Origin of the sequence: Methylobacterium sp. Leaf469, from assembly GCF_001424745.1 — a bacterium.
Taxonomy (GTDB): domain Bacteria; phylum Pseudomonadota; class Alphaproteobacteria; order Rhizobiales; family Beijerinckiaceae; genus Methylobacterium.
Window position 1 is genome coordinate 431,075 of sequence record NZ_LMRE01000001.1, and the last position, 20,952, is coordinate 452,026.

Below are 20,952 nucleotides of genomic sequence, written 5' to 3' on the forward strand. Positions count from 1 at the left end.
ACCCGGCCACCATGTTGGACGCTACATTAGAATTATTGGAAACTGCTTTGTTTTCAACACCTTAGTACTATAAGGAAGATCTGGCAATTCCGGCGGCCATCGTCAAGCGGACAATTACGTTGCGCGCCAGCCATCTTTTCACGAGGTTTCGATCCGGCCTCGGGCCTTCGCCACTCCGTCTCAGCGGGCAAGTTCGCGAAGGCCCAATCGAATCAAGGTCTTGGCCTCGGCGCCCTCGCCGGCGCCCGCCAGCACGGCCGCGATGGCAGCCGAGGCCTGAACGGGCGCGTAGCCGAGGTTGACCAGGGCCGAGACGGCATCGGCCACGGGCTGGGGCGCGGAGCGGTCCTGAACGGCACCGTTGAGGGCAATGACGGATGGATCGATGGGGGCGAAGGCCGGGGCCTTGTCCTTGAGTTCGGCCACCAGCCGGGCGGCGAGGCGCGGGCCGACGCCGGGCGCGCGGGCCACCGCCGTCTTGTCCCCGAGCGCAATGGCGGAGGCCAGGGCCTCCGGCTCCAGCACGGAGAGCAGGCCCAGCGCCACCTTCGAGCCGACGCCCTGCACGGTCTGGAGCAGGCGGAACCACTCGCGTTCCGGGTCCGAGCGGAATCCGTAGAGGCGGATCATGTCCTCGCGGACATGGGTGTCGATGGCGAGTTGCGCGGCCTCGCCGATGGCGGGCATCCGCTGCAGCGTGCGCGCCGAGCAATGCACCACGTAGCCGACGCCCTGGACATCGAGGATCACGAAATCCTCTCCGTAGGAATCCACGAGGCCCTTCAGCTTGCCGATCATGCGAAGTCTCTTATCAGAGGGGTCGGCGCGATGCCCGGGACGGGGCCGGGCGGCCGGGGAATTGGAGGGGCGACATGAAGCACGGATCCGTCATCATCGCTGTGCGAACGGGCCTGCGCGCCGTCGTGCTGCGCAGTACCACCGTTCTCGTCCTGGCGCTGCCGGGGCTCGCCCATGCGCAGGACCCGGCGCCCCCTTCGCCGACCACCGACCCGACGCAGGTGCGACCGGGGGGCTACAAGCTCGATCCGGCCCACGGCAAGATCACGTGGTCCCTGAGCCATCTCGGCTTCTCGACCTATTACGGCCAGATCACCGACGTGGCGGCCGACGCGAGCCTCGACGCGAAGGCGCCGGAGAAGAGCCGCCTCAGCGTCACGGTGGGAACGCCCAGCATCACCGGCCTCAACGACCGGCTCGACACGCATCTGAAGAGCGCGGACTTCTTCGACACGCAGAAATTTCCGACCGCGACCTTCGTGAGCACGTCCGTGGAGCCCACGAGCCCGACCACGGCGCGGGTCAACGGCACCCTGACCCTGAAGGGCGTCGCCAAGCCGGTCTCGTTCGACGCCACGTTCAACCAGGCCGGGCTTCACCCCGTCGACAAGCTCTACACCGTCGGCTTCGACGGAAGGGCGGTGATCAAGCGCTCGGAGTTCGGCATCACCGCCTACCTGCCGATGGTGGGCGACGAGGTGACCCTGCGCCTGGAAGGCGAGTTCAAGGCCGTGCCCTGAATTTCGGCCGAACCGGGTACCTGACGAGGCCGGCGGGGCTCACAGGGTGATGTGCCGGTCGACGGCCTGGGGCGCGAACGCCCGGTCGAACACCGCACCGATGCCGTGGTCGAAATGGCGGGCGACGCGGGCCGCCGTCCGGCCGATGGTGATGGATGCGCCGATGTCGATCTGCGCATCGAGGGTGAAGGCGACGCCGGATGCCGAGACGTTGAGGAGCTTGGCCGGCAGGACCCGGCCATCGGTGAGCTCGATGGTCACGTCCGTTTCCAGGGGCGTCACGCGGGGATGGACGCGCACGGGGACGGGCGCCTCCTGTTGCTCGGACAGCTGGCGTAATTCGCGCGCGACGCTCGCCATAGCCTGCATTCGCGCGAGAACGCGCACGATGAAGGCCCGATCGCCGATACCGACCACGCGGGTTTCGACGGTGCCGATATGGCGGATGTTGCAGGTCAGTTCTTCGTCGACGAGGGGCTTTGTGGCGGAACGAAAACGAATGCCGTCCGGGGAGACGATATCCGTCACCGCATAGAACTCGGAGCGTCCCCGCCCCCAGCACAGGGCCGGAACGACCACCTTGTGATGATGGGGTTTTGCGTGCTGTTGGCTCATCGATCTCACTTGTGCCGCCCTCGGGCATCGTGGAATCGCGAGTCTTTCGATCGCTCTCGTGGGATAGGAAGAATTGTAGCGACTCTTCCCCAAGCCGGTCTTTTCTCCCCGGAATCACGATTCCCGACACGATACGAACCGGACGGCGAACGGCGATCAACCCGCCTTCGCCAAGGCCGCGGCGATGCGGGAGGCCGCAAGCGCGCTCATGCCGGGCACGGGGGCATGCCGGCTCTTCAGGGCATGCGAGGCGCGATGGTTGGCGTGGGTGACGGCGATGGCGAGGGCGTCGGCGGCATCCGCGGTCTTGAACTCGGCCTTCGGCATCAGGAACTTCACCATCGCCTGGATCTGGACCTTGTCGGCATGGCCGGCGCCGCAGACCGTCTTCTTCACGAGGTTGGCGGCGTATTCGGACACGGGCAGGCCGGCGAGCGCCGGCACCAGCAGGGCGACGGCGCGGGCATGGCCGAGCTTCAGCGTCGCCTGGGCGTCCTTGTTGACGAAGGTCTCCTCCACGGCGACCTCGTCGGGCGCGAAGCCCCGCACCACACGGGTGATGCCTTCGTGCAGTTCGCGCAAGCGCAGGGCCAGTGGAAGCTCACCGTCCGAGGTCACCACGCCGCAATCGACATAGGCGAGCTTCGTGCCCGTGACGGTGATCACGCCCCAGCCGGTGCGGCGCAGTCCGGGATCGATACCGAGGATGCGGACGGGAGCGGTCATTGCGTCGGAGCCCTGGGGCGCGGAGGGCGCCAGCGTCGAGCGTTAGGCACATACCGTGAACGAGGGGTTTCTCCAAACCCGGTCCGGCCGATCCATCGGCGCACGGCCGGCGCCCCTTCGAACATGGAAACGGCGCGACCCCGGTGAGGGCCGCGCCGTTCTCGGCATGTGGGACGGGAAAGGCGTCCCGGATCGGGCAGGCGTCAGGCGGCGGCGGAAACCCCGGCGGCCGTGGGCACGGAGGCCACGGTCTTCAGGATCTGCGACGCGATCTGGTAGGGGTCCCCCTGGCTGTTGGGACGGCGGTCCTCCAGGTAGCCCTTGTACGCGTTGTTGACGAAGCTGTGCGGCACGCGGATCGAGGCGCCGCGGTCGGCGACGCCGTAGCTGAACTCGTTGATGGCCGCGGTTTCGTGCTTGCCCGTCAGGCGCATGTGGTTGTCGGGGCCGTAGACGGCGATGTGGTCGTCGAGGTTGTCCTTGAAGGCGGCCATGAGCGCCTCGAAGTAGGCCTTGCCGCCCACGGTCCGCAGGTGCTCCGTCGAGAAGTTGGCATGCATGCCCGAGCCGTTCCAGTCGGTCGCACCCAGCGGCTTACAATGGTACTCGACGTCGATCTCGTAGCTCTCGCACAGGCGCTGGAGGATGTAGCGGGCGACCCACATCTCGTCGGCGGCCTTCTTGGAGCCCTTGCCGAAGATCTGGAACTCCCACTGGCCCTTGGCCACCTCGGCGTTGATGCCCTCGTGGTTGATGCCGGCGTCGAGGCAGAGGTCGAGGTGTTCCTCGACGATCTTGCGGGCGATGGAGCCGACTTCCTTGTAGCCGACGCCGCAATAGTACGGGCCCTGGGGCGCGGGGTAGCCGGCGGTGGGGAAGCCGAGCGGACGGCCGTCCTTGTAGAAGAAGTACTCCTGCTCGAAGCCGAACCAGGCGCCGTCGTCGTCCAGGATGGTGGCGCGCTTGTTGGAGGCGTGCGGGGTGACGCCGTCGGGCATCATCACTTCGCACATCACTAGGACGCCATTCTTGCGGGTCGTGTCGGGGAAGTGGCGCACGGGCTTCAGCATGCAGTCGGAGGATCCGCCCTCGGCCTGCATGGTCGAGCTGCCGTCGAAGCCCCACATGGGAAGCTGCTCGAGGGTCGGGAAGCCGTCGAATTCCTTGATCTGCGTTTTGCCGCGCAGGTTGGGGACGGGCGTATAGCCGTCCAGCCAGATGTACTCGAGCTTGTACTTCGTCATCGTGAAGTCTCTCTTCCGTTCGCGGTGCGGACCACCGGCAAGCGCGGACCGTCGGCCGCCCCAGGGAACTGCCGCCCTCGCAAAAGCATTTGCTATGCCAATTCACGTTCGCAGCAACACGAGCGACGTGATGCCCGCCCCGCCTTTGCTTCTCTCAGGGACGGGCAGCTTCTGCATAAATTTTATTCATATTGCTAATTTATTCATCATACCGTGTCCATGCCATGTTCTTGGGCAATCATTCGCCAGTAACGCGAGCTGACAGGTCCGCGAAAATCTAGCCCGGACCCGCCGTGAGCTTTGGTCGAACAATATTGCTCGCTGTTTTTGCAATCCTGCCGTTGCGCATATTTCCGGCAAACAATGCTTTTATTCGCGACAGGCCGCGCAATTCCGCGGCGAAGGGGCTATATTGCGAACAGTGATCGAGCGGCGCCACCAGCCTCGCTCCGAAGGAGATCCCATTCCATGACGCCCTCCGCCACCCGTGAAACCGCGAAGATCTATGCCTTCCCCGTCGGGGGACGCCTCGGAACGGAGCGCCGGGATTCGGGCCGCTCGCCTGTCGATGCCAAGCCGATGCAGTCGCCTGCCACGTACGTCGATTGCGGTTATCACGAAGCCGCGCTGCTGGATTCGGACCGTTCTCGCAAGGCCTGACCGGACACGTACCAGACCCGGACACCGTAGTGCCCGATCAGACGCCGAAGATCGACCAGCCGAGGCGCTTGGTGAGCGCTTCGAGGGCGATCCGGCCGAGGTGGGAATTGCCCGAGGCGTCGAGGCCGGGCGACCACACGGCGATGGAGGCACGCCCCGGCGCCACGGCCAGGATGCCGCCGCCGACCCCGCTCTTGCCGGGCAGGCCGACGCGGTAGGCGAACTCGCCCGAACCGTCGTAATGCCCGCAGGTGAGCATCACCGCATTGATGCGGCGCGCCCGTTCGGCCGAAACGACGGAATGACCCGTCGAGGGTGTCCGCCCCGAATGCGCAAGGAAGCGCCCCGCCGTGGCGAGCTGTCGGCAGGTCATGCTGATGGCGCAGTGATGGAAGTAGACGCCGAGGGTGAAATCCACTGGGTTGTCGAGGACGCCGAAGGATTTCATGTAATTGGCGAGCGCTACGTTGCGGAAACCCGTGCGTAGCTCGGAAGCCGCCACGGCCTCGTCGATGGCGATGCTCGGATCTTCGGCCAGGAACTGCATGAAACGCAGGATCTCGCCCAAGGCCTCCCGCGGCTGATGTCCCGACAGGATCACGTCGGTGACCGCGATGGCGCCCGCATTGATGAAGGGATTGCGCGGAATTCCACGCTCGCGCTCCAACTGGACGATGGAGTTGAACGGGCTGCCCGAAGGCTCGCGCCCGACCCGGCGCCACAGGCGGTCCCCGACCATGCCGAGGGCCAGGGTCAGGGTGAACACCTTCGAGATGCTCTGGATCGAGAACGCCACGTCGGCGTCGCCGCCGGACGCGACGGTGCCGTCGGCATCGATGACGACGAGGCCGAAGGCGCCGGCGTCGACGCGGGCGAGTTCGGGAATGTAGGTCGCCACCTCGCCCCGGTCGGGCCGGACCCGCATCTCCTCGGCGATCTCCCGCACGACAGCGTGCAGGTCGGGGCTGGGCGTTTGCGGCACGGAGCGTCTCACGCGGGCTCAAGGGGCAGTCTCACCGCGACGCAATGAAACTGCCAACCCGGAAACTGCCAACCCGGAAACCGCCCCTGCGACGAGACGGGGCCGTTCAGCCCGCCAGCTTCTCCATCAGGGCTTCCGACAGGGCGAAGTTCACGAACACGTTCTGGACGTCGTCCTGATCCTCGATCACCTCCACGAGACGCAGGAGCTTCTCGCCGGTCTCGTCGTCGACCTCGATGGTGTTCTGGGCCTTCCAGACCAGCGCCGTGCGGCGGGGCTCGCCGAAGCGCGCCTCGAGGGCCTTGGAGACCTCGCCGTAGGCGTCCTGGGCGCAGGTGATCTCGTGACCGTCTGCATCCGATCGCACGTCGTCGGCGCCGGCTTCGATGGCGGCCTCCAGCATGGTGTCGGCATCCGCCACTCCGGCGTCGAATTCCACCACGCCGACATGATCGAACATGAACGAGACGGCGCCGGTCTCGGCGAGGCTGCCGCCGGACTTGGTGAAGGCCGAGCGCACGTCGGAGGCGGTGCGGTTGCGGTTGTCCGTCTGCGCCTCGACGATGAGGGCGGCGCCGCCGGGGCCGTAGCCCTCGTAGCGGATCTCGTCGTAATTCTCGGAATCGGCGCTCTGCGCCTTCTTGATGGCGCGCTCGATGTTGTCCTTCGGCACGTTCTCGGCGCGGGCCGCGATGATGGCGGCGCGCAGGCGCGCATTCATGGCGGGGTCCGGCAGGCCGAGCTTGGCCGCCACCGTGATCTCGCGGGCGAGCTTGCCGAAGATCTTGGACCGGACCGCATCGACGCGGCCCTTGCGGTGCATGATGTTCTTGAACTGGGAATGGCCGGCCATGGGGTGATCGACTCTCGCGAAAGGGAGCGGCGCCGGAGGAGGCCGGGCCTCCTCGACGGCACGCGGCATCGGGAATGGGCGGCGTTTATAGGCCGGCCCCATGCGGCGTGGCAACGCGGCCGCCGCCAAGGCGTTGATCCCCATGAGCAGCCTCGACGAAGCCCACGACCGGCAACGCCTTCACACCGCCTCGCCCGGCGCGCGAGCACGGGCGAAGCCGCACGGAGGGAAACCCGCGGGCTGGGGCCGGCTCGGGCTCGCCGCACTCCTCGGGCTCGTGGCCGGGACGGTCCTGTTCCCGACGGCGGCCAAGGGTCGGGAACGCGTGCCGCCCGCGCGTTGAGGGGTCCCAGCCCCGCACAAGCCTGCCGCCGTACCTCCGCCGCTCAGGACGTGACACGCGTTCACACCGGCGGAGGCCAAAGACCTTGGGCATTGTCATCGGCCTCGTCATCGGAATCGGCTGCATGCTCGGCGGGTTCGTCGCCATGGGCGGGCACCTCGAAGTGCTTTGGCAGCCTTGGGAGTTCGTGATCATCGGCGGCATGGGGGCCGGCGCCTTCGTCATGGCCAACCCGATGAAGACGGTGGTGGATTCCGGCAAGGCGAGCATGGACGCCCTCACCGGCAAGGTGCCCAAGCGCAAGGACTACCTCGAGCTTCTCGGCCTCCTCCACGCCCTCATGCGCGAGCTGAAGGCCAAGCCCCGCAACGAGGTCGAGCCCCACCTCGACGACCCGGCGAATTCCGAACTGTTCAAGGCCTATCCGGCCATCGCCAAGAACGCCGACCTCGTCCTGTTCATCTGCGACTACGCTCGCCTGATCCTCATCGGCAATGCCCGCGCCCACGAGATCGAGGCCCTGATGGACGAGGAGATCAACGGCTACCGCAAGGACCGGCTCAAGCCCTACGGCGCCGTCACCATGGTGGCGGAGGCGATGCCGGCGCTGGGCATCGTCGCGGCGGTGCTCGGCATCGTGAAGGCGATGGGGGCGCTGGACCAGTCGCCCCAGATCCTCGGCGGCCTCATCGGCGCCGCGCTCGTCGGCACCTTCTTCGGCGTGTTCATGTCCTACGGCGTGCTCGCGCCGTTCGCGACGAAGATCAAGGTGATCCGCGAGAAGCAGGCCCACGTCTACATCATCGTCAAACAGAGCCTGCTCGCGTACATGAGCGGGGCCGTGCCGCAGATCGCCGTCGAGCACGGCCGCAAGGGCATCTCGCTCAGCGACCGCCCCACCATCGACGAGGTCGAGAACGCCACCGTGAACGGCGGTGCCCAGCGCGAGGCTGCCTGACCATGGATACGCCCCAGGTCCCCCCAGCGGAGGACCCCTCCGGCCAGAAACCGCCGAACACCGACATCCGCGCACGCCTCATCGAGGCGGGCGGCCTGTCCCTCGACCGCCTGCCGATGCTCAGCGTGGTGTTCGACCGCCTGACCACGGGCTGCTCGGACAACCTCAAGCACCTCGTCGCCTCGCCGGTGCACTTTTCCCTCGGCGGCATCCAGAGCGGCCGCATCGGCGAATTGCTCGATGCCTACGACAACAACGCCATCGCGGGCCTCTTCCACGCGCCCGACTGGGACAGCCACATCCTCGTCGGCCTCGACCGCGACTTCGTCTTCACCATGGTGGAGGTGCTGCTGGGGTCCGATGGCGGCGAGCCGCCGGTGGAGGACGAGCGCCCGTTCTCCGGCATCGAGACCCGCATCGCCCAGATCGTGCTGGAGCAGGTCGGCAAGGCGCTCGAGTCCTCGTTCTCCCTCGTGGCCGCCACACCGTTCCGCCTGGAACGGACCGAGACCCGTATGGAGTTCGCCGTCATCGGCGGGCGCGGCAACAAGGCGGTGGAAGCGAAGTTCCTGCTCCAGGCGCTCAACCGCAGCGGCGAGATGTTCCTCATCATCCCGCAATCGGTGATCAACCCCATGCGCCCGAGCCTGTCCAAGGTGCTCACCGGGGAATCGGTGGCGCGCGATCCCATCTGGAGCCAGCAGATCGCGGCCGAGGTGCAGAAGGCGGAAGTGACGCTCCGCGCCGTGCTGGAGGAGCGCACCCTGACCCTCGGCGAGATCTCCGCACTCAAGGTCGGCCAGGTCATCGGGCTCGACGCCACCCCGACCACGCGGGTGAAGCTCGAGGGCAACGACAGGCCGCTGTTCTGGTGCCATATGGGGCAGGCGCAAGGCTCCTACGTCCTGCGCATCGACGAAGCCATCGCCCCCGAGAAGGAAGGCCTCGTGCCATGACGCCTCTGGTTGACACCATCCTGCTCCTCGCGCTCATCGCGACGAGCGCCTGCGTGGTGCCGATGTATCTCAAGCTCAAGCGCCTCGACCGGACCCAGGCCGAGTACGGCCGTATCCTCACCCAGTCGGGCCACGCCCTGAGCCAGGCGGGCGAAGCCGTGCGCGGCTTCAGCACGGAGGGGCGGGCGATCCTCGAGGCCCTCGACGGCAAGATCGAGGAGGCGCGCACGACCCTCGCCGCCCTCGAGAACGGCCGCCGGGCCCTTGCGAACGACCTCGCCCGGCAGGCGCGGGTCCCGGGCGGTTGACCATCTCGCGCCTTCGACCGACTCTGATCCCCGACGCCTCCGATCCTGACGCACGACGTCACCCCTCCACGAGCGGACGATGAGCAACAGCCCCTTCGACGACGCGGAGACCGCCCCGGCGGGCGCCGCCCCCGTATTTCCCACCGTGACGGCGGCGTCTCCGGCCCCGGCCGCCGAGGCGCGCATCGGCGACAACCGCAACATCGACTCGATCCTGCGCATCCCGGTGCTGATCCAGGTGGTCCTCGGCTCGGCGACCATGCCGGTGGCCGACCTGATGAAGCTCGGGCGCGGCGCCATCGTCTCCCTCGACCACCGGGTCGGCGAGCCCGTCGACGTCACCGTGAACGGCCGCGTGGTCGCGCGTGGCGAGATCGTCGTGGTCGAGGAGGACAATTCCCGTTTCGGCGTCTCCCTGACGGAGATCGTCGGCCCGGCGGATTCCGGACAGAATGGCTGAGCCGATGAGCGTGGGCAGCGTGCCGATTCCGCAAGCGCCGCCGGGCCTTCCGCGCCAGCTCGCCCCCGTGGACGAGGTCGCGGCCCTGCTGCTCGCCATGGGCAAGCCGGCGGCCGGCCGCCTGCTGAAATATTTCGAGGCCGACGAGATCAAGCGCATCACCCGCTCGGCGATGCAGCTCGGCTCCGTCAGCGCCGGTCAGCTCGACACCATCGTGGATGCGTTCTCGGGCGAGTTCTCCAACGGCGGCAGCCTCGTCGGCACCGTGCAGGAGGTGGAGAAGCTCCTCACCGGTCTGATTCCCGCGGCCCAGCTCGCCGAGATCCTCGCCGATGTGCGCGGTGATTCCACCCGGTCCGTCTGGGAGCGGATGTCGGAGGTCTCCGAGACCGTGCTCGCGAGCACCCTCGTCAAGGAGCATCCGCAGACGGCGGCCCTGATCCTGTCCCGGATCAGGCCCGCCACCGCCGCCAAGGTGATGGCCCACCTGCCCCAGCCCCTGCGCAACACGGTGATGCGCCGGATGCTGACGTTCAAGCCCGTGGTCGACGAGATCATGCAAGCGGTCCAGCGCGCGCTGCACGACGACTTCCTCATCAACGGCTCGCGTAATTCGGGGGCCGACACCCACGCCAAGATGGCCGACATCATCAACAAGATGGAGCGCACGCAGATCGACGAGGTGCTGACGAGTCTCGGAGAATCCAGGCCGAAATCCGTGGAGATCCTCAAGGGCCTGCTCTTCACCTTCGACGACATCGTCAAGCTGGCGCCGCGCGCGCGCACCACCCTGTTCGACGCCGTGCCGAACGACCGCCTCGTCATGGCCCTCAAGGGCACGGACGCCGAGTTCCGCACCGTGGTTCTGAGCGCCCTGTCGGCGCGCGTGAAGCGCATGGTCGAGCACGAACTCAACGGCGGCGAGCCGGCCGCGCAGAAGGACGTGCTGGAAGCCCGGCGCTCGATCACGGATCTCGCCATGGAGATGGCCGGGCGCGGCGACATCGAGATCAATGCCGGAGGCGAGGTTGAGCCCCTCGTCCGCTGAGGCGCCGCACCGCATGACGGGTCTGGGCATCGCCGACCGGACCGCGCCCGCGTTGCGCGGCCCCGTGCATGTCTGACGATCAGGAGAGCAAGACCGAGGACGCCACCGAGAAACGGGTGCGCGACGCCGTCGAGAAGGGCGACGTCCCGTTCTCCCGCGAAGCGCCCGTGTTCGCCTCGATCCTCGGGATGCTCATCGCCTTGAGCCTCGTGGTGCGCGACGGGACCGCCCCCCTGGTGCGCGATCTCATGACGTTCATCGACCACCCGCGCGATTTCGCCCTGGAGAACAGCCAGGACGCCGCGCGCATCCTCGAAGGCACCGCCCTGTCGGCGGCCAAATTCCTCCTCCCGATCCTGGCAATCATCGGCGGGTGCAGCCTCGTCGCCTCCCTGGTGCAGAACGTGCCGAGCGTGGTCGGCGAGCGCATCCGGCCGCAATGGTCCAGGATCTCGCTGGCCAAGGGCTGGGGACGGATCTTCGGAAAGGCCGGTCAGGTCGAGTTCCTGAAATCGCTCTTTAAATTCTTGAGCGTCACCATCGTCGCCCTGCTGCTCCTGCGCTCGGAGGGCAACAAAGCCGTGAATGCCATGTTCTCCGACCCGAGCCAGATCCCCGAACTGATCCTCACCGTGGCGATCCGCCTCGTGTCGGTGGTCAGCATCGCCACCATCGTCATCGTGGCGGCCGACCTCGTGTGGTCGCGCCTGCGCTGGCAGCGCTCGATCCGGATGTCGAAGCAGGATCTCAAGGACGAGCACAAGCAGGCCGAGGGCGACCCCCTGGTCAAGGGGCGCCTGCGCTCCATGGCCCAGGACCGTTCGCGCAAGCGCATGCTCGCCAACGTCAAGAACGCCACCCTGGTGATCGCGAATCCGACCCACTACGCCATTGCGCTCCGCTACAATCGCGACGAGCAGCCGGCCCCCCTGGTTCTCGCCAAAGGCAAGGACCTCCTCGCCCTGCGCATCCGCGAAATCGCCGAGGCGAACGGCGTTCCGGTGGTGGAAGACAAGCCTCTCGCAAGGTCCCTGTACGACAGTGTCGAAATCGATCGGATGATCCCGGCGGAGTTCTATAGCGCCGTGGCCCAGGTTCTGTTCTTCCTGTTCTCGAAAGCCCGCTGATGAGCGTTTTGCCCATGCTGGACCCCCTGCCGGACACCGTGCCCAGCCCCCACCAGGGCGACACCGCGGACGTGCTCGCGGCGGCCGAGCGCGTGTTCGCCACGGCGATCCGGGACTTCATCGCGGAACTGTGCCTCCTCGACGGCGGCATCCTGATCGGATGGGTGCAGGGCGAGCGCCACGGCAACATCGCCGACCTCGTCGCTTCCTCGGCCGAGCCGTTCTTCAAGGAAGCGACCATCGCCTATGCCGACGGAGCCGACGTGCGCTTCGACTGGGGACGCTCCCTCACCGTCGTCCTCGACATGGAGTTCGTCACCGCCCCCGTGACGGTGTTTTTCAAGCTCGTCCTCGACGGCGTCTACGTTGGTGTGGCGATCCAGCGCATTCTGGCCGACGAGGGACCGGGCTTCTGGCTCGACGGCTTCGCGAGCGCCCTGGCCGAGGCTCGGCTCGCCCCGGTGGCAGGCTGATCGCGCTCGGCGACGGGGCACACGGTCTCCGAGATCGTCGTTTTTTAGGATTCCACCAAGACTTGATCGGAGCCCACGCGCATGGATGCCGGGTGATGGAACTCTGACCTATGGGGATCGGGCATTGACCTGTCCTGGCGCGCCAGACATGGATGATCCAGCAGACGCGAATCGGTGGATGACGCAAAGCTTTGGACGACATCGTACCGAACAACCACAGATCGTACGCAGACCTGGATAAAGCGGCTCGTGCCGGGCAATATTGAAAATACTCTATCTCCATCGAGCCTTTAGAGCGAAGATCGCCGATAACTTCGCAACTACAGAAGCGGAGACTCGGCAAGGATTTATAGGCTCTGCGATCTTTCTTCGATCGCAAGCCAGCCAACGCAGAACGATCACAAGTCGCTCCGGTCAACGACGTCACCGGAGCACTGGGGGAGAATGGCAGCCCGGCGGGCTGACCATCACGACGTCGGAGGCGATGGATGTATATCTTGGTCGACACCCGGCAATCGGTGAACGCCGGGTACAAGGCCAGTTTCGACCGGGAGGGCATCTCGTCCCTCGGTCTGGCACCGGACGAGTTCGCCAATTGGTTCCAGGCGTCCTCGCGCCTGGACCGTGAAGCGATTCAGGGTTTCCTGCTGGGTGATTTCGAGGACAGGGCCAGGTGCGCCGGCACCATCCGCCGGCTCTCGCGCGCACCGATCATCGCGCTAAGCGACGTGCGGTCCCTCGACCAGACGCTGCTGCTGTTCGAGGCGGGCATCGACGACGTGCTGCCCAAACCCGTCCATGTCCGCGAGATCCTGGCCCGGTCGGAGGCGATCTGGCGCCGAGTCAACGGCGGCGCTCCCCTCCCGCCTCGCGACGTGCCCGCCCCCACGGAACGCCTCAAGGTGTTCTTCGACGGCCGCGATCCGGAGGTGGACGGCGAAGTCCTGGCCCTGCCGCGTCGCGAGCGGCACATCCTCGAATGCCTTGTGCGCAACCGGGGCAAGCGGATGACGAAGACGCAGATCTACAACGTGGTCTACGGCGTCTACAGCAACGGCGTCGAGGAGAGCGCCATCGAGGGGCACGTGAGCAAGCTGCGCAAGAAGCTCTCCGCCCGGCTCGGCTTCGACCCCATCGAGGCCAAGCGCTTCATGGGCTACACCTTCGTCGGGTAGCCCGCCGACCCCGCCACCTGCTGCTCACTGACAGAAGGTCTTGGCCCCCGGCGTCCAACCGCCGAAGCCCGACGCCACCATGTTGGCGATCACCCGGCAGACATAGGTCTTCTGGGCGGGATTGTTGTTGGGCCCGGCATGGTAGCGGGCCACCGCCAGGGTCCAGCTGCCTTCGCGCGCCTTCAGCTCCTTCAGGAAGCGCGTGGCGTATTCGACGTTCTGCGCCGGGTCGATCATACCCTCCAGGGACGTGAACTTCGCCCGGTGGTAATGGTGGTTGATCTGCATGCAGCCGAGATCGACGAGTTTCACGCCGTTGCGTTGAGCCTCGCCGAGGCGCGCCACCACATCGGCCGCGTTGGTGCCGAAGTACGCCTTGCCGGCGATGTTCATGGCATAGGGCTGGAGCGAGCCGCGGTTGCCGCTCTCCGTCAGGCCCACGGCATAGAGCACGCCGAGGGGCACGCCGTGCTTCGCCGCCGCGCCCGCCATCTCACGCTCGCAGATCGTGCTCGCCACCGGGGGAACACCCGCCTGGGCGGTCCCGACCGCAGCCGAGATCCCCCTAAAGGTACAGGCCGCTGCGGTCAGGGCCGGAAGAAATCGTCTCATGGGTCCGCTCATGGGTCAGGTCTGCTCGCTCATCCGCATGCGTGTCGCCCCCGCGCCGGGGGGCCTGGTCGGGGTTGGCGCCCCCCTGCGCCTGGCCGCCCTGGCCACCCGGCTGGAACGACGTCCCCGCACCGGGACGACCGCCCTCGCCCTGGGACGGAGCGCCGGCACCGTTCGACGCGATGGTGATGGTGTCCGGCTGGTAGCCGGAGTTGCGCAGCAGGTCGGTGAGGAGGGCGCCGTCCTGGCGCAGGAGGGCGGCCGTCTCCTCGCGGCTGGCATGGAGACTCATCTCGAGCTGGCCGTCGCGCAGGCGCATCCGCACGAGGACGGTGCCGAGATCCATCGGCCGGAGCTGAATGGTGAGGAGCCGCAGGGGTCCCTCGGTGCCGGACGTCGCGGCGGCGGTTGTGGCCGTGGCCGCCGGACGGGCCAGTTCGGCGGCCACGGCCTCGGCGACCTGACGGACCGGCTCGCCGAGGGCGGCGGACGGCAGGGCGCCCCCCTGCGCCGTGGCGACGGGCGCGATGGTCTCGCGCGGACCGGCCTCGGCTGTGAGAACGTCTCCCGCCGTCGATTGGGCGGCCTCGACGGGAAGCGCCTGGCCGGCGAGGCGCTGGGCCGTCGGCGAGGCCACCGTCGCGGTCTCCGTCGTGGCCGGTGCGGCCTCGGCCCGGCGCGGCTTGCCGGATGGCTCGGCCGACGGCGCGGGCAGCGATCCGGCCGGTGGCACCGGAGCGCCGGCTTGGGGCACCGGGGCAACGGCTTGGGGCACCGTAGGGTCGATGGCGGACGGTGCGGCAGCCGGGGCGCTTGTCGGTGCGGAAACGGCGGCCGCACCAGCGCCGACGGCGGCGCCGAGGGGCAATGCCGCCTCGCGCGCGGGCACGGCGTCCGCCACGGCGGCGGCGAGGGTCGGGAGGATCGGCGCGGGGGCGACGGGCGCCGGGATGGCGCCGGCTTGGCCCGCCGACGCAGGGAGCGCGGCGGCCTGCCCGGCGACGAGCCTCGGCCTCACCGGCGCGAAATGCGTCTCCTGCTGGAGGATCGTCACCTGGGGACGGGATTCGGCAACGGTCCGCGACACGGCATCGGCCTCGACCGAAACCGCCCGGGTGGGATCATCCTGCATCGGGGCGGTCTGGACCGGGCCGCTCCGGGCCTGCCCACTCCCCCCGGCCGCCAGAGCGATCCCGGCGGCGAGGTCCGCCACGCCCACCGGGACGGCCGCGCCTTGCGCGGACACGGCCTGGTCGGACCCAGCGGTCGCGGGGGGCGCCACGGCGGGGGCGAGGACGGGAGCAGGGACGGCGCCCGGTACCGCCCGCGCGAGGAGCGCCTGGAGGGCCGCCGGGTCCATGGTGGTCGCCGGCGGTTGCGGGACGGTGCCCGTATCGACGGCGGCGACGAGGCCGAGGAGGGGGTTGGCCGGTTCAGCCGGAGACGGGCCCGCGCCGGACGCCGCCTCGTCGCCGGCCCTATCCGCGCGACCGGCCGTCTCCTTGGCGGGACGGCCCTCCTGGAGCGCGCCGAGGACGGCACCGAACGCTTCGGCGACGCCGTCCGCTGACGCCTCGACGGCTTCCGCCCCGCTTCGGATTGCGGCGGCCTCGGCCGGACGAGGCGCCGGCTTCATCGCAGCGAACGTGTTCATCGGCCGCTCTTCCTCATCAGGTCGTCGATCTGGCCGATCGCCCCCTGGGCACGGGCGATGGCGGGCGTGGTCGGAAGTTCGCGGGCAGCGAGCCGGGACGGCTCCGGCGCAGGCGGCGGCGCGTCCGGGACGCCCGGCACGTCGCGAATCTCCCGCGCGGTGGCGAGCGCCGCGTCGAGGAGGTCGCGGTCGGCCGCCGCGAGGACGCTGCGGTCGGTCATCCGCAGGGTCTCGACGCTCTCCTCGAACCGGCCGTCCACCACCACGAGGGCGGCGGCCCGGTAGAGGCGTGCCCGGATCGCCGCGACGGTGCCCGGCTCGGTCAGGGTCACGGTGCGCTCGGCGGCGAAGATAGCGGTGGCGTTCTTGCCCTGGTCGAGGGCGGCGCGGGCCACGAGGAGGTAGAGGTCGCGTCGCCCCTCGGGCTCGATCTCGTCGAGCATCGCCTGCAGGCGGGCGAAACGGCCGGTTTCGGCCCCGAAATCGAGGCGGGTCAGGGCGGCGGCGAAGCGCTGGCGGAAGTTGCCGGCATAGACCGAGTGGCGGAACCGGCGGAGATACTGGATCGCCAGGGCCTCGAATTTCACGAGGTCGTTGCCCTGCGCCAGGACGAAGATCTCGCGGCGGAGCGCCCCCTCCTCCACCAGGGTGCCGGGTGCCAGCAGACGGGCGAGGTCGAGGAGGCGGATCGACTGGGCGGGGTCGTCGCGCACCACCAGGGCCGACTGGGTCAGGGCGAGCTGCGCCCCGAGGCCCACGGGCACGGAGGCGGCGTCGATCTTCGTCAGGAGCGTGCGGGCTTCCTTCTCGCGCCCTTCGAGGAAGGCGAGGGAGCCGAGCACCAGGGGCGTGCTGTCCGCCGGAACCTTGGACGAGGCGAGGATGTGGCGCAGGAGCGCCGGGCCGCCGCCGCCGAGGGCGAAGGTGACGGCCGCGCGGATGTTGACCGGATCGGCCCAGGCCTCCGGTTCGAGGGCGCGCATCCGCTCCTCGGCATGGGCCAGGAGGGCGCGCTGGCCCGTATGCGCCGGCCCCGACCCTTGGGCGATCCGATCCTGCAGCAATTGCAGGGTTCGCACCATCTCGACGGGCACGGTGTAGGGCTTGACCGGCAGGGGATCGATGGGGGCGGCCGGCGCCGCGCCGTGTCCGCCACCGCCGTGGGAATCGGCGGCGTACGCAAGGGGCTGCGCGCACAGGCCCATGGCCAAGGCAACGATGGCGAGGCGCGACCGCAGCTTCGCGTTCGCCCACCAGGTCGATCCGGGCGCGGGTCCCCACACCTTCCAGGAGAGGGACAGGGTGAGGTGTGCGACCTTTCCGGAGAAGCCACGCACCTCACCCCGACCCTCTCCTTCCAGGAGAGGGAGCCCGTCGCGACTATGAGAGCCCCGGCGATCCTTCGGCACCGATGTCACTCGGGTCGCCCGCGCAGAAGAATCTCGATGCGGCGGTTCTCGGCCGCCTTCGGGTCGGCGGGGTTGCGCGGCTGGCGGTCGGCGTAGCCCTCGATCCGCTCCAGGCGCGCATCGGCGAGGCCGCCGCGCACGAGCATGTAGGAGGCCATCTGGGCTCGAGCCGAGGACAGGCGCCAGTTGTCGTAGGTCTCGGAGCGGAACGGGCGCCCGTCGGTGTGGCCGCGCACGATCACCTGGCCGGGCCGGTCCTTGAGGATGCGGGCCACCTGTTCGAGGGCGCGCACCACCTTGGCCTGGGGCTCTGCCGAGCCGACGCCGAACATGCTGAAACTCACATCGTCCGTGAGGCTGATGAGGATGCCCTCGCCCGTACGCCGGACCTCGACACGGGGCGCCGGGGCGTTGCCCTGGGTCTGCACCGCCTTGGCGATCTCGGCCTTGAGGGCGGCGACGGCTGCCGTCTCGGCGGCGTCCGCCGCGGCCTTGACCGCGTTCGCCTCCCGGTTTTCCTTCTCCCGGTTCTCCTTGGTGGGCTTCGGCGCGGCGGCCTCGGCGGGCTTCGGGGTCATCGGCAGGGGGGCGGGCAAACGGATCTCGCCGTCCTCGGGCAGGGCCGAGGCGAGCTGGATCGGCGCGGGCTTCGGCGCGCCGGTCGATGCGGTGCCCTTGGCCGGCGCAGTCGCGGCACGCGCGTCGAGGCGGCCCTCCTGCGGCAGGGGGCTGACCGTGGCGGCGGAGCCCGGCTGCTCCGTCCGTGCCTTCGCCACGGGGGCGACCTGCCAGTAGAGCGGATCGAACGGATCGCGCGCGGCCTCGCCGCCCCGGATGCCGGGCTCGCCGGTCTCGGAGGCGACGGTGTCGGCGCTTGAGAATTCGGCTTCGGCGTCCGCCGCGAGCTTGGCCAGGACCGCGTAGGGGTCCTGGAACAGGGCGGCCTCGCGGGCACGGCTGCCCGGGGCCGCATCGGCGCCCTTGCCGTCGCCCTTCCCCTCTGCCTTGCCATCCCCCTTGCCACCGGCCTCCTCGGCCTTGCCGTCCTCGGGGGACGGCTCGCCGGGGGTGTTCGTGGGATCGCGCACGCCCTTGCGATCGAAGGTGACGTCGGCGAGCTTCACGGGATTGAAGTACTGGGCGATGGCGGTCTTCGTCTCCTTGGTGGTGGAGCCGATGAGCCACAGCACCAGGAACAGGGCCATCATGGCCGTCATGAAGTCGGCGAGCGCGATCTTCCAGGCGCCGCCGTGGTGACCCTCGTCGTGGTCGGCGTGGCGCTTGATGATGATGATCTCGTGGTGATCGTCCGCCATCGCGCTAGGCTCCTTCGACGGCGGCGGTGAGCAGTCCGGCCCAGGCGCCGAGCTGCGTTTCGATCAAAGTCTGGTCCGACTGGATCGTGACCTCGACGGTCTCGGAGGGGCTGAAGGCCACGGTCGATTCCACCGCGCCGAGCTTGCCCGCGAGGGCGTCGAGGAGGTCGGCCGGCCCACCGATCCGCACGGGGGCGTGGCGCGGATCGCCGAGCAGCTGGGCGAGGGTCAGGGCGAGTTCGTCCACGGCCTGGCGCCGGAGGCCGGCCGTCAGCACCGGCACCAGCAGATTTCCGACGCGGTCGGTGAGCTGGCCCCCGAGGGCATGGATCGCGGCGGAGAATCCGGCAGCGAGGCGATCGCTCTCGGCCGCGCACCAATCCACGCGGGCCGCCGCGAGGCGGGCGTCGAAATCGGCCTGCGCGAAGGCCAGGGCGGCGGCGGATTCGGCCTGCGCCTGGGTGCGCCCCTCGGCCCGGCCACGGGCTTCGGCGTCCTTGAGAAGCGCGGCCCGGTCCTCCGGCGGGGGAGCGGGGACGGCCGGCGAGGGCACGCGCAGAAGAACGGCAAGACCTTCGGACGCGTCGGAATTCGCCGACGCACGGGGTGCGGCCGGAGGGCGGGACGCGGTCGCGGGGACGGAGAAGTCGGGGAGCAGGCGGGCGATCGCGGGGGCCATCACGCGGCCTCACGCAGGAGCCAGCGCTTCAGGATCTCGGCGGCCTGGGCTTCGTCGGTCTCGATCATCTGCTCCAGTCGCTTCTGCGGCGAGCGGGCGAGCTTGTCGGCGAGATCCTCGATCATGCCGGCGACACCACCGGCGGGCGCGGCGAGGCTCGGCACATCGCCGGCGCCGACGGCGCTGTTCCCGAGGGCCAGCCCCGGCGCGGTTCCGTCGGCAAGGGCCGCGTTGCCGTTGGCGGCGGCCGTCGCGGCGGCCAACGCCAGAACCTCTTCCTGCTGGGCGGCGGGGATTTCGAGGATGGCGCGCATGGCCGGGCGCAGGCCGAACCAGATCAGCAGGCCGGCCACCAGCAGGATGGTGCCGGCGTTGATGAGGGTGGCCGACTGGCGCATCAGCACGTCCATGATCCCCAGCGGCGGCACGGCCTCCAGGGGCTGGCCGTCGTTGACGAAGCCGACGGCCGCGACCTTGACGTTGTCGCCGCGCTCCTTGTTGAAGCCGGCGGCCGAGCCGACGAGCTGCTCGATCTCGGCGACCTGGGCGTCGATCTGGGCCTTGGTGGCGTCTGGGCCGGCGAGGGAAGCGAGGCGCGCGCGGTTGACGAGGACCGCGACGGAGATCTGGCGGATGGCGTAGCCGTCGCTCACCGTCTGAATCGTCTGCGAGGAAATCTCGTAGTTGGTGAGATCCTCGCGCTTCTGGGTCTCGTTGCTGGAGGAGTCGTTGCCGTCCGAGCGGGTGCGGGCGTCGGGCAGGTTCTGGGCCGCCGAGGTGGTCTTGGCGGCGTTGCGGTTCTGGGCGTTCTCGGTCTCGCGCACGGCCCGGGTCGAGCGCTCGACGCGCTGGTCAGGGTTGAAGATCGTCTCGTTCTTGACGGTCTTGTCGGTGTTGAGGCGGGCGGCGACGCTCACCTCGAAATTGCCGACGCCGAGGTAGGGGGTCAGGGTCCGGCGGATGTTGTCCTGAACCTCGTGCCCGATGGTCTTCTCGAGGGTCGCCATCTTGCCGGTCGGCTGGGCGTTGGTGTCGTCGCCCGACAGGAGCAGCGAGCCGCCGGAGCCGATCACGGTGACGCGGTCGGGCTTCATGCCGGGCACCGCCGAGGCGACGAGGTGGCGGATGGACTGGGCGCCGCTGACGTCGTCGGCGGGCTCGGTCCGGACCACGACGGAGGCCGAGGGCGGCTGCTGGTCGCGGCGGAACGAACCGCGGTCGGGGAGCACAATGTGGACGCGGGCGGCCTTCACGCCCTTCATGCCCTGGATGGTGCGGGCGATCTCGCCCTCCAAGGCGCGGACGCGGGTGACCTCCTGCATGAACGAGGTCATGCCGAGGGAGCCGAGATCGTTGAACAGCTCGTAACCGGACTTCGCGCTCTGCGGCAGGCCCTTCTCGGCCAGCAGCATGCGGGCCGTGGCGGTGTTGCCGTAGGAGACGAGGACGGCGGCGCCGTCGGCGCTCACGTCGAACGGGATGTTGGCGTCCTTCAGGACGCTGCCGATGCGCCCGACATCCTCACGGCTGAGGCCGGTGTAGAGCGTCTCCTGGGCCGGGCGGCTGAGGTAGTACGCCCCGAGACCGACGGCGAGGAAGACCACCACGCCGATGAGCGAGAGGGCGGCGATCCGCCGTCCCCCGAGGGCGAGGATGTTGTTCCAGAGGCGTTCGGCGTGTTGGAGACCGGACATTCGGTGGGCTGCTCCGCTTCAGACCCGCGATCTGATGGAGCCCTTTTCACGATGCTGCCTTGCGCGGAGATTGCGCCGCATCATCGAAATGCGATGCCGGACGGGAACCTTTCGGAGGAACG

General features: G+C 68.9%; 24 protein-coding genes. 11 read left to right on the forward strand and 13 right to left on the reverse strand.

Annotation, left to right across the window (positions count from 1 at the left end):
• Nucleotides 1-180 precede the first annotated feature (180 nt).
• On the reverse strand, nt 181-798 hold the full coding sequence (gene ruvA, locus ASG60_RS02025) for a Holliday junction branch migration protein RuvA (RefSeq protein WP_056166485.1): 618 nt from the start codon (nt 796-798) through the stop codon (nt 181-183).
• 74 nt (nt 799-872) lie between these two features.
• Here ruvA and ASG60_RS02030 point away from each other — a divergent pair, with 74 nt between their 5' ends.
• Nucleotides 873-1,538, forward strand: coding sequence for a YceI family protein (locus tag ASG60_RS02030; RefSeq protein ID WP_082478748.1), 666 nt, complete (start codon nt 873-875; stop codon nt 1,536-1,538).
• A 39-nt stretch (nt 1,539-1,577) separates the two neighbouring features.
• Here the strand turns inward: ASG60_RS02030 and ASG60_RS02035 are convergent, their stop codons facing one another.
• From ASG60_RS02035 to ASG60_RS22400, 4 genes are all read right to left on the reverse strand, one after another.
• The gene (locus ASG60_RS02035; protein ID WP_056166482.1) at nt 1,578-2,153 is read right to left on the reverse strand and encodes a PilZ domain-containing protein; all 576 of its coding nucleotides are present in this window, start codon (nt 2,151-2,153) and stop codon (nt 1,578-1,580) included.
• 156 nt (nt 2,154-2,309) lie between these two features.
• Nucleotides 2,310-2,879, reverse strand: a complete 570-nt coding sequence (gene ruvC / locus ASG60_RS02040) for a crossover junction endodeoxyribonuclease RuvC (protein WP_056263481.1) — start codon at nt 2,877-2,879, stop codon at nt 2,310-2,312.
• Between the two features lie 203 nt (nt 2,880-3,082).
• Nucleotides 3,083-4,123, reverse strand: coding sequence for a glutamine synthetase beta-grasp domain-containing protein (locus ASG60_RS02045; RefSeq protein WP_056166474.1), 1,041 nt, complete (start codon nt 4,121-4,123; stop codon nt 3,083-3,085).
• A 277-nt stretch (nt 4,124-4,400) separates the two neighbouring features.
• Nucleotides 4,401-4,562 (reverse strand): hypothetical protein, encoded by a 162-nt coding sequence (locus ASG60_RS22400; RefSeq protein WP_156398759.1) that lies wholly within the window; start codon nt 4,560-4,562, stop codon nt 4,401-4,403.
• A gap of 29 nt (nt 4,563-4,591) precedes the next feature.
• Here ASG60_RS22400 and ASG60_RS22405 point away from each other — a divergent pair, with 29 nt between their 5' ends.
• Nucleotides 4,592-4,783: a DUF2735 domain-containing protein gene (locus ASG60_RS22405; RefSeq protein ID WP_056166471.1), complete on the forward strand. Its 192-nt coding sequence runs from the start codon at nt 4,592-4,594 to the stop codon at nt 4,781-4,783.
• 37 nt (nt 4,784-4,820) lie between these two features.
• On the opposite strand, the gene ASG60_RS02055 is transcribed toward ASG60_RS22405, so the two are convergent.
• Together ASG60_RS02055 and ASG60_RS02060 are read right to left on the reverse strand one after the other, a co-directional pair.
• Nucleotides 4,821-5,765, reverse strand: a complete 945-nt coding sequence (locus ASG60_RS02055) for a glutaminase (RefSeq protein ID WP_277996223.1) — start codon at nt 5,763-5,765, stop codon at nt 4,821-4,823.
• Between the two features lie 106 nt (nt 5,766-5,871).
• Entirely contained in the window at nt 5,872-6,618 is a 747-nt protein-coding gene (locus tag ASG60_RS02060; RefSeq protein ID WP_056263480.1) for a YebC/PmpR family DNA-binding transcriptional regulator, read from the reverse strand.
• A 100-nt stretch (nt 6,619-6,718) separates the two neighbouring features.
• Here ASG60_RS02060 and ASG60_RS02065 point away from each other — a divergent pair, with 100 nt between their 5' ends.
• The 9 genes from ASG60_RS02065 (at nt 6,719) to ASG60_RS02105 (ending at nt 13,466) form a co-directional block, all read left to right on the forward strand.
• Entirely contained in the window at nt 6,719-6,961 is a 243-nt protein-coding gene (locus tag ASG60_RS02065) for a hypothetical protein (RefSeq protein ID WP_056384121.1), read from the forward strand.
• An 85-nt stretch (nt 6,962-7,046) separates the two neighbouring features.
• On the forward strand, nt 7,047-7,919 hold the full coding sequence (gene motA, locus ASG60_RS02070) for a flagellar motor stator protein MotA (RefSeq protein WP_056302994.1): 873 nt from the start codon (nt 7,047-7,049) through the stop codon (nt 7,917-7,919).
• Nucleotides 7,920-7,921: 2 nt separating this feature from the next.
• Nucleotides 7,922-8,875 carry a FliM/FliN family flagellar motor switch protein gene (locus ASG60_RS02075; RefSeq protein ID WP_056263476.1) on the forward strand — a complete coding sequence of 318 codons (954 nt, stop codon included), beginning with the start codon at nt 7,922-7,924 and terminating at the stop codon, nt 8,873-8,875.
• Nucleotides 8,872-9,183 carry a hypothetical protein gene (locus ASG60_RS02080; RefSeq protein ID WP_056263474.1) on the forward strand — a complete coding sequence of 104 codons (312 nt, stop codon included), beginning with the start codon at nt 8,872-8,874 and terminating at the stop codon, nt 9,181-9,183. Before ASG60_RS02075 ends, ASG60_RS02080 begins: the two co-directional genes overlap by 4 nt.
• A 79-nt stretch (nt 9,184-9,262) precedes the next feature.
• Nucleotides 9,263-9,643, forward strand: coding sequence for a flagellar motor switch protein FliN (gene fliN, locus ASG60_RS02085; RefSeq protein WP_056166453.1), 381 nt, complete (start codon nt 9,263-9,265; stop codon nt 9,641-9,643).
• Nucleotides 9,644-9,647: 4 nt separating this feature from the next.
• Entirely contained in the window at nt 9,648-10,691 is a 1,044-nt protein-coding gene (locus tag ASG60_RS02090) for a flagellar motor switch protein FliG (protein WP_056263713.1), read from the forward strand.
• Nucleotides 10,692-10,759: 68 nt separating this feature from the next.
• Nucleotides 10,760-11,818 carry a flagellar biosynthesis protein FlhB gene (gene flhB, locus ASG60_RS02095; RefSeq protein WP_056166451.1) on the forward strand — a complete coding sequence of 353 codons (1,059 nt, stop codon included), beginning with the start codon at nt 10,760-10,762 and terminating at the stop codon, nt 11,816-11,818.
• Between the two features lie 14 nt (nt 11,819-11,832).
• Nucleotides 11,833-12,291 carry a hypothetical protein gene (locus ASG60_RS02100; RefSeq protein WP_244476550.1) on the forward strand — a complete coding sequence of 153 codons (459 nt, stop codon included), beginning with the start codon at nt 11,833-11,835 and terminating at the stop codon, nt 12,289-12,291.
• A 488-nt stretch (nt 12,292-12,779) separates the two neighbouring features.
• Nucleotides 12,780-13,466 (forward strand): response regulator transcription factor, encoded by a 687-nt coding sequence (locus tag ASG60_RS02105; RefSeq protein ID WP_056384122.1) that lies wholly within the window; start codon nt 12,780-12,782, stop codon nt 13,464-13,466.
• Nucleotides 13,467-13,490: 24 nt separating this feature from the next.
• On the opposite strand, the gene ASG60_RS02110 is transcribed toward ASG60_RS02105, so the two are convergent.
• The 6 genes from ASG60_RS02110 to fliF all read right to left on the reverse strand — a co-directional run bounded on the left by ASG60_RS02110 (nt 13,491) and on the right by fliF (nt 20,830).
• Entirely contained in the window at nt 13,491-14,078 is a 588-nt protein-coding gene (locus ASG60_RS02110; protein ID WP_082478751.1) for a lytic transglycosylase domain-containing protein, read from the reverse strand.
• On the reverse strand, nt 14,032-15,732 hold the full coding sequence (locus ASG60_RS02115) for a flagellar hook-length control protein FliK (RefSeq protein ID WP_056384123.1): 1,701 nt from the start codon (nt 15,730-15,732) through the stop codon (nt 14,032-14,034). Before ASG60_RS02115 ends, ASG60_RS02110 begins: the two co-directional genes overlap by 47 nt.
• Complete coding sequence (locus tag ASG60_RS02120) at nt 15,729-17,069, reverse strand: chemotaxis protein MotC (RefSeq protein WP_244476551.1); 1,341 nt, start codon at nt 17,067-17,069, stop codon at nt 15,729-15,731. The genes ASG60_RS02115 and ASG60_RS02120 overlap by 4 nt, the downstream gene beginning before the upstream one ends.
• A 77-nt stretch (nt 17,070-17,146) precedes the next feature.
• Complete coding sequence (locus ASG60_RS02125; RefSeq protein WP_056263467.1) at nt 17,147-18,457, reverse strand: MotB family protein; 1,311 nt, start codon at nt 18,455-18,457, stop codon at nt 17,147-17,149.
• Between the two features lie 4 nt (nt 18,458-18,461).
• Nucleotides 18,462-19,136 (reverse strand): hypothetical protein, encoded by a 675-nt coding sequence (locus tag ASG60_RS02130; protein WP_056384124.1) that lies wholly within the window; start codon nt 19,134-19,136, stop codon nt 18,462-18,464.
• Complete coding sequence (fliF, locus tag ASG60_RS02135; RefSeq protein WP_056166431.1) at nt 19,136-20,830, reverse strand: flagellar basal-body MS-ring/collar protein FliF; 1,695 nt, start codon at nt 20,828-20,830, stop codon at nt 19,136-19,138. Before fliF ends, ASG60_RS02130 begins: the two co-directional genes overlap by 1 nt.
• Nucleotides 20,831-20,952 lie beyond the last annotated feature (122 nt).

Bases quoted from the DNA above. Each gene is read 5' to 3' on its own strand.
- ruvA (WP_056166485.1), bottom strand. From the start codon at position 798: ATGATCGGCAAGCTGAAGGGCCTCGTGGATTCCTACGGAGAGGATTTC.
- ASG60_RS02030 (WP_082478748.1), top strand. From the start codon at position 873: ATGAAGCACGGATCCGTCATCATCGCTGTGCGAACGGGCCTGCGCGCC.
- ASG60_RS02035 (WP_056166482.1), bottom strand. From the start codon at position 2,153: ATGAGCCAACAGCACGCAAAACCCCATCATCACAAGGTGGTCGTTCCG.
- ruvC (WP_056263481.1), bottom strand. From the start codon at position 2,879: ATGACCGCTCCCGTCCGCATCCTCGGTATCGATCCCGGACTGCGCCGC.
- ASG60_RS02045 (WP_056166474.1), bottom strand. From the start codon at position 4,123: ATGACGAAGTACAAGCTCGAGTACATCTGGCTGGACGGCTATACGCCC.
- ASG60_RS22405 (WP_056166471.1), top strand. From the start codon at position 4,592: ATGACGCCCTCCGCCACCCGTGAAACCGCGAAGATCTATGCCTTCCCC.
- ASG60_RS02060 (WP_056263480.1), bottom strand. From the start codon at position 6,618: ATGGCCGGCCATTCCCAGTTCAAGAACATCATGCACCGCAAGGGCCGC.
- ASG60_RS02065 (WP_056384121.1), top strand. From the start codon at position 6,719: ATGCGGCGTGGCAACGCGGCCGCCGCCAAGGCGTTGATCCCCATGAGC.
- ASG60_RS02075 (WP_056263476.1), top strand. From the start codon at position 7,922: ATGGATACGCCCCAGGTCCCCCCAGCGGAGGACCCCTCCGGCCAGAAA.
- ASG60_RS02080 (WP_056263474.1), top strand. From the start codon at position 8,872: ATGACGCCTCTGGTTGACACCATCCTGCTCCTCGCGCTCATCGCGACG.
- fliN (WP_056166453.1), top strand. From the start codon at position 9,263: ATGAGCAACAGCCCCTTCGACGACGCGGAGACCGCCCCGGCGGGCGCC.
- ASG60_RS02090 (WP_056263713.1), top strand. From the start codon at position 9,648: ATGAGCGTGGGCAGCGTGCCGATTCCGCAAGCGCCGCCGGGCCTTCCG.
- flhB (WP_056166451.1), top strand. From the start codon at position 10,760: ATGTCTGACGATCAGGAGAGCAAGACCGAGGACGCCACCGAGAAACGG.
- ASG60_RS02100 (WP_244476550.1), top strand. From the start codon at position 11,833: ATGCTGGACCCCCTGCCGGACACCGTGCCCAGCCCCCACCAGGGCGAC.
- ASG60_RS02105 (WP_056384122.1), top strand. From the start codon at position 12,780: ATGTATATCTTGGTCGACACCCGGCAATCGGTGAACGCCGGGTACAAG.
- ASG60_RS02110 (WP_082478751.1), bottom strand. From the start codon at position 14,078: ATGAGACGATTTCTTCCGGCCCTGACCGCAGCGGCCTGTACCTTTAGG.
- ASG60_RS02115 (WP_056384123.1), bottom strand. From the start codon at position 15,732: ATGAACACGTTCGCTGCGATGAAGCCGGCGCCTCGTCCGGCCGAGGCC.
- ASG60_RS02125 (WP_056263467.1), bottom strand. From the start codon at position 18,457: ATGGCGGACGATCACCACGAGATCATCATCATCAAGCGCCACGCCGAC.
- ASG60_RS02130 (WP_056384124.1), bottom strand. From the start codon at position 19,136: ATGGCCCCCGCGATCGCCCGCCTGCTCCCCGACTTCTCCGTCCCCGCG.
- fliF (WP_056166431.1), bottom strand. From the start codon at position 20,830: ATGTCCGGTCTCCAACACGCCGAACGCCTCTGGAACAACATCCTCGCC.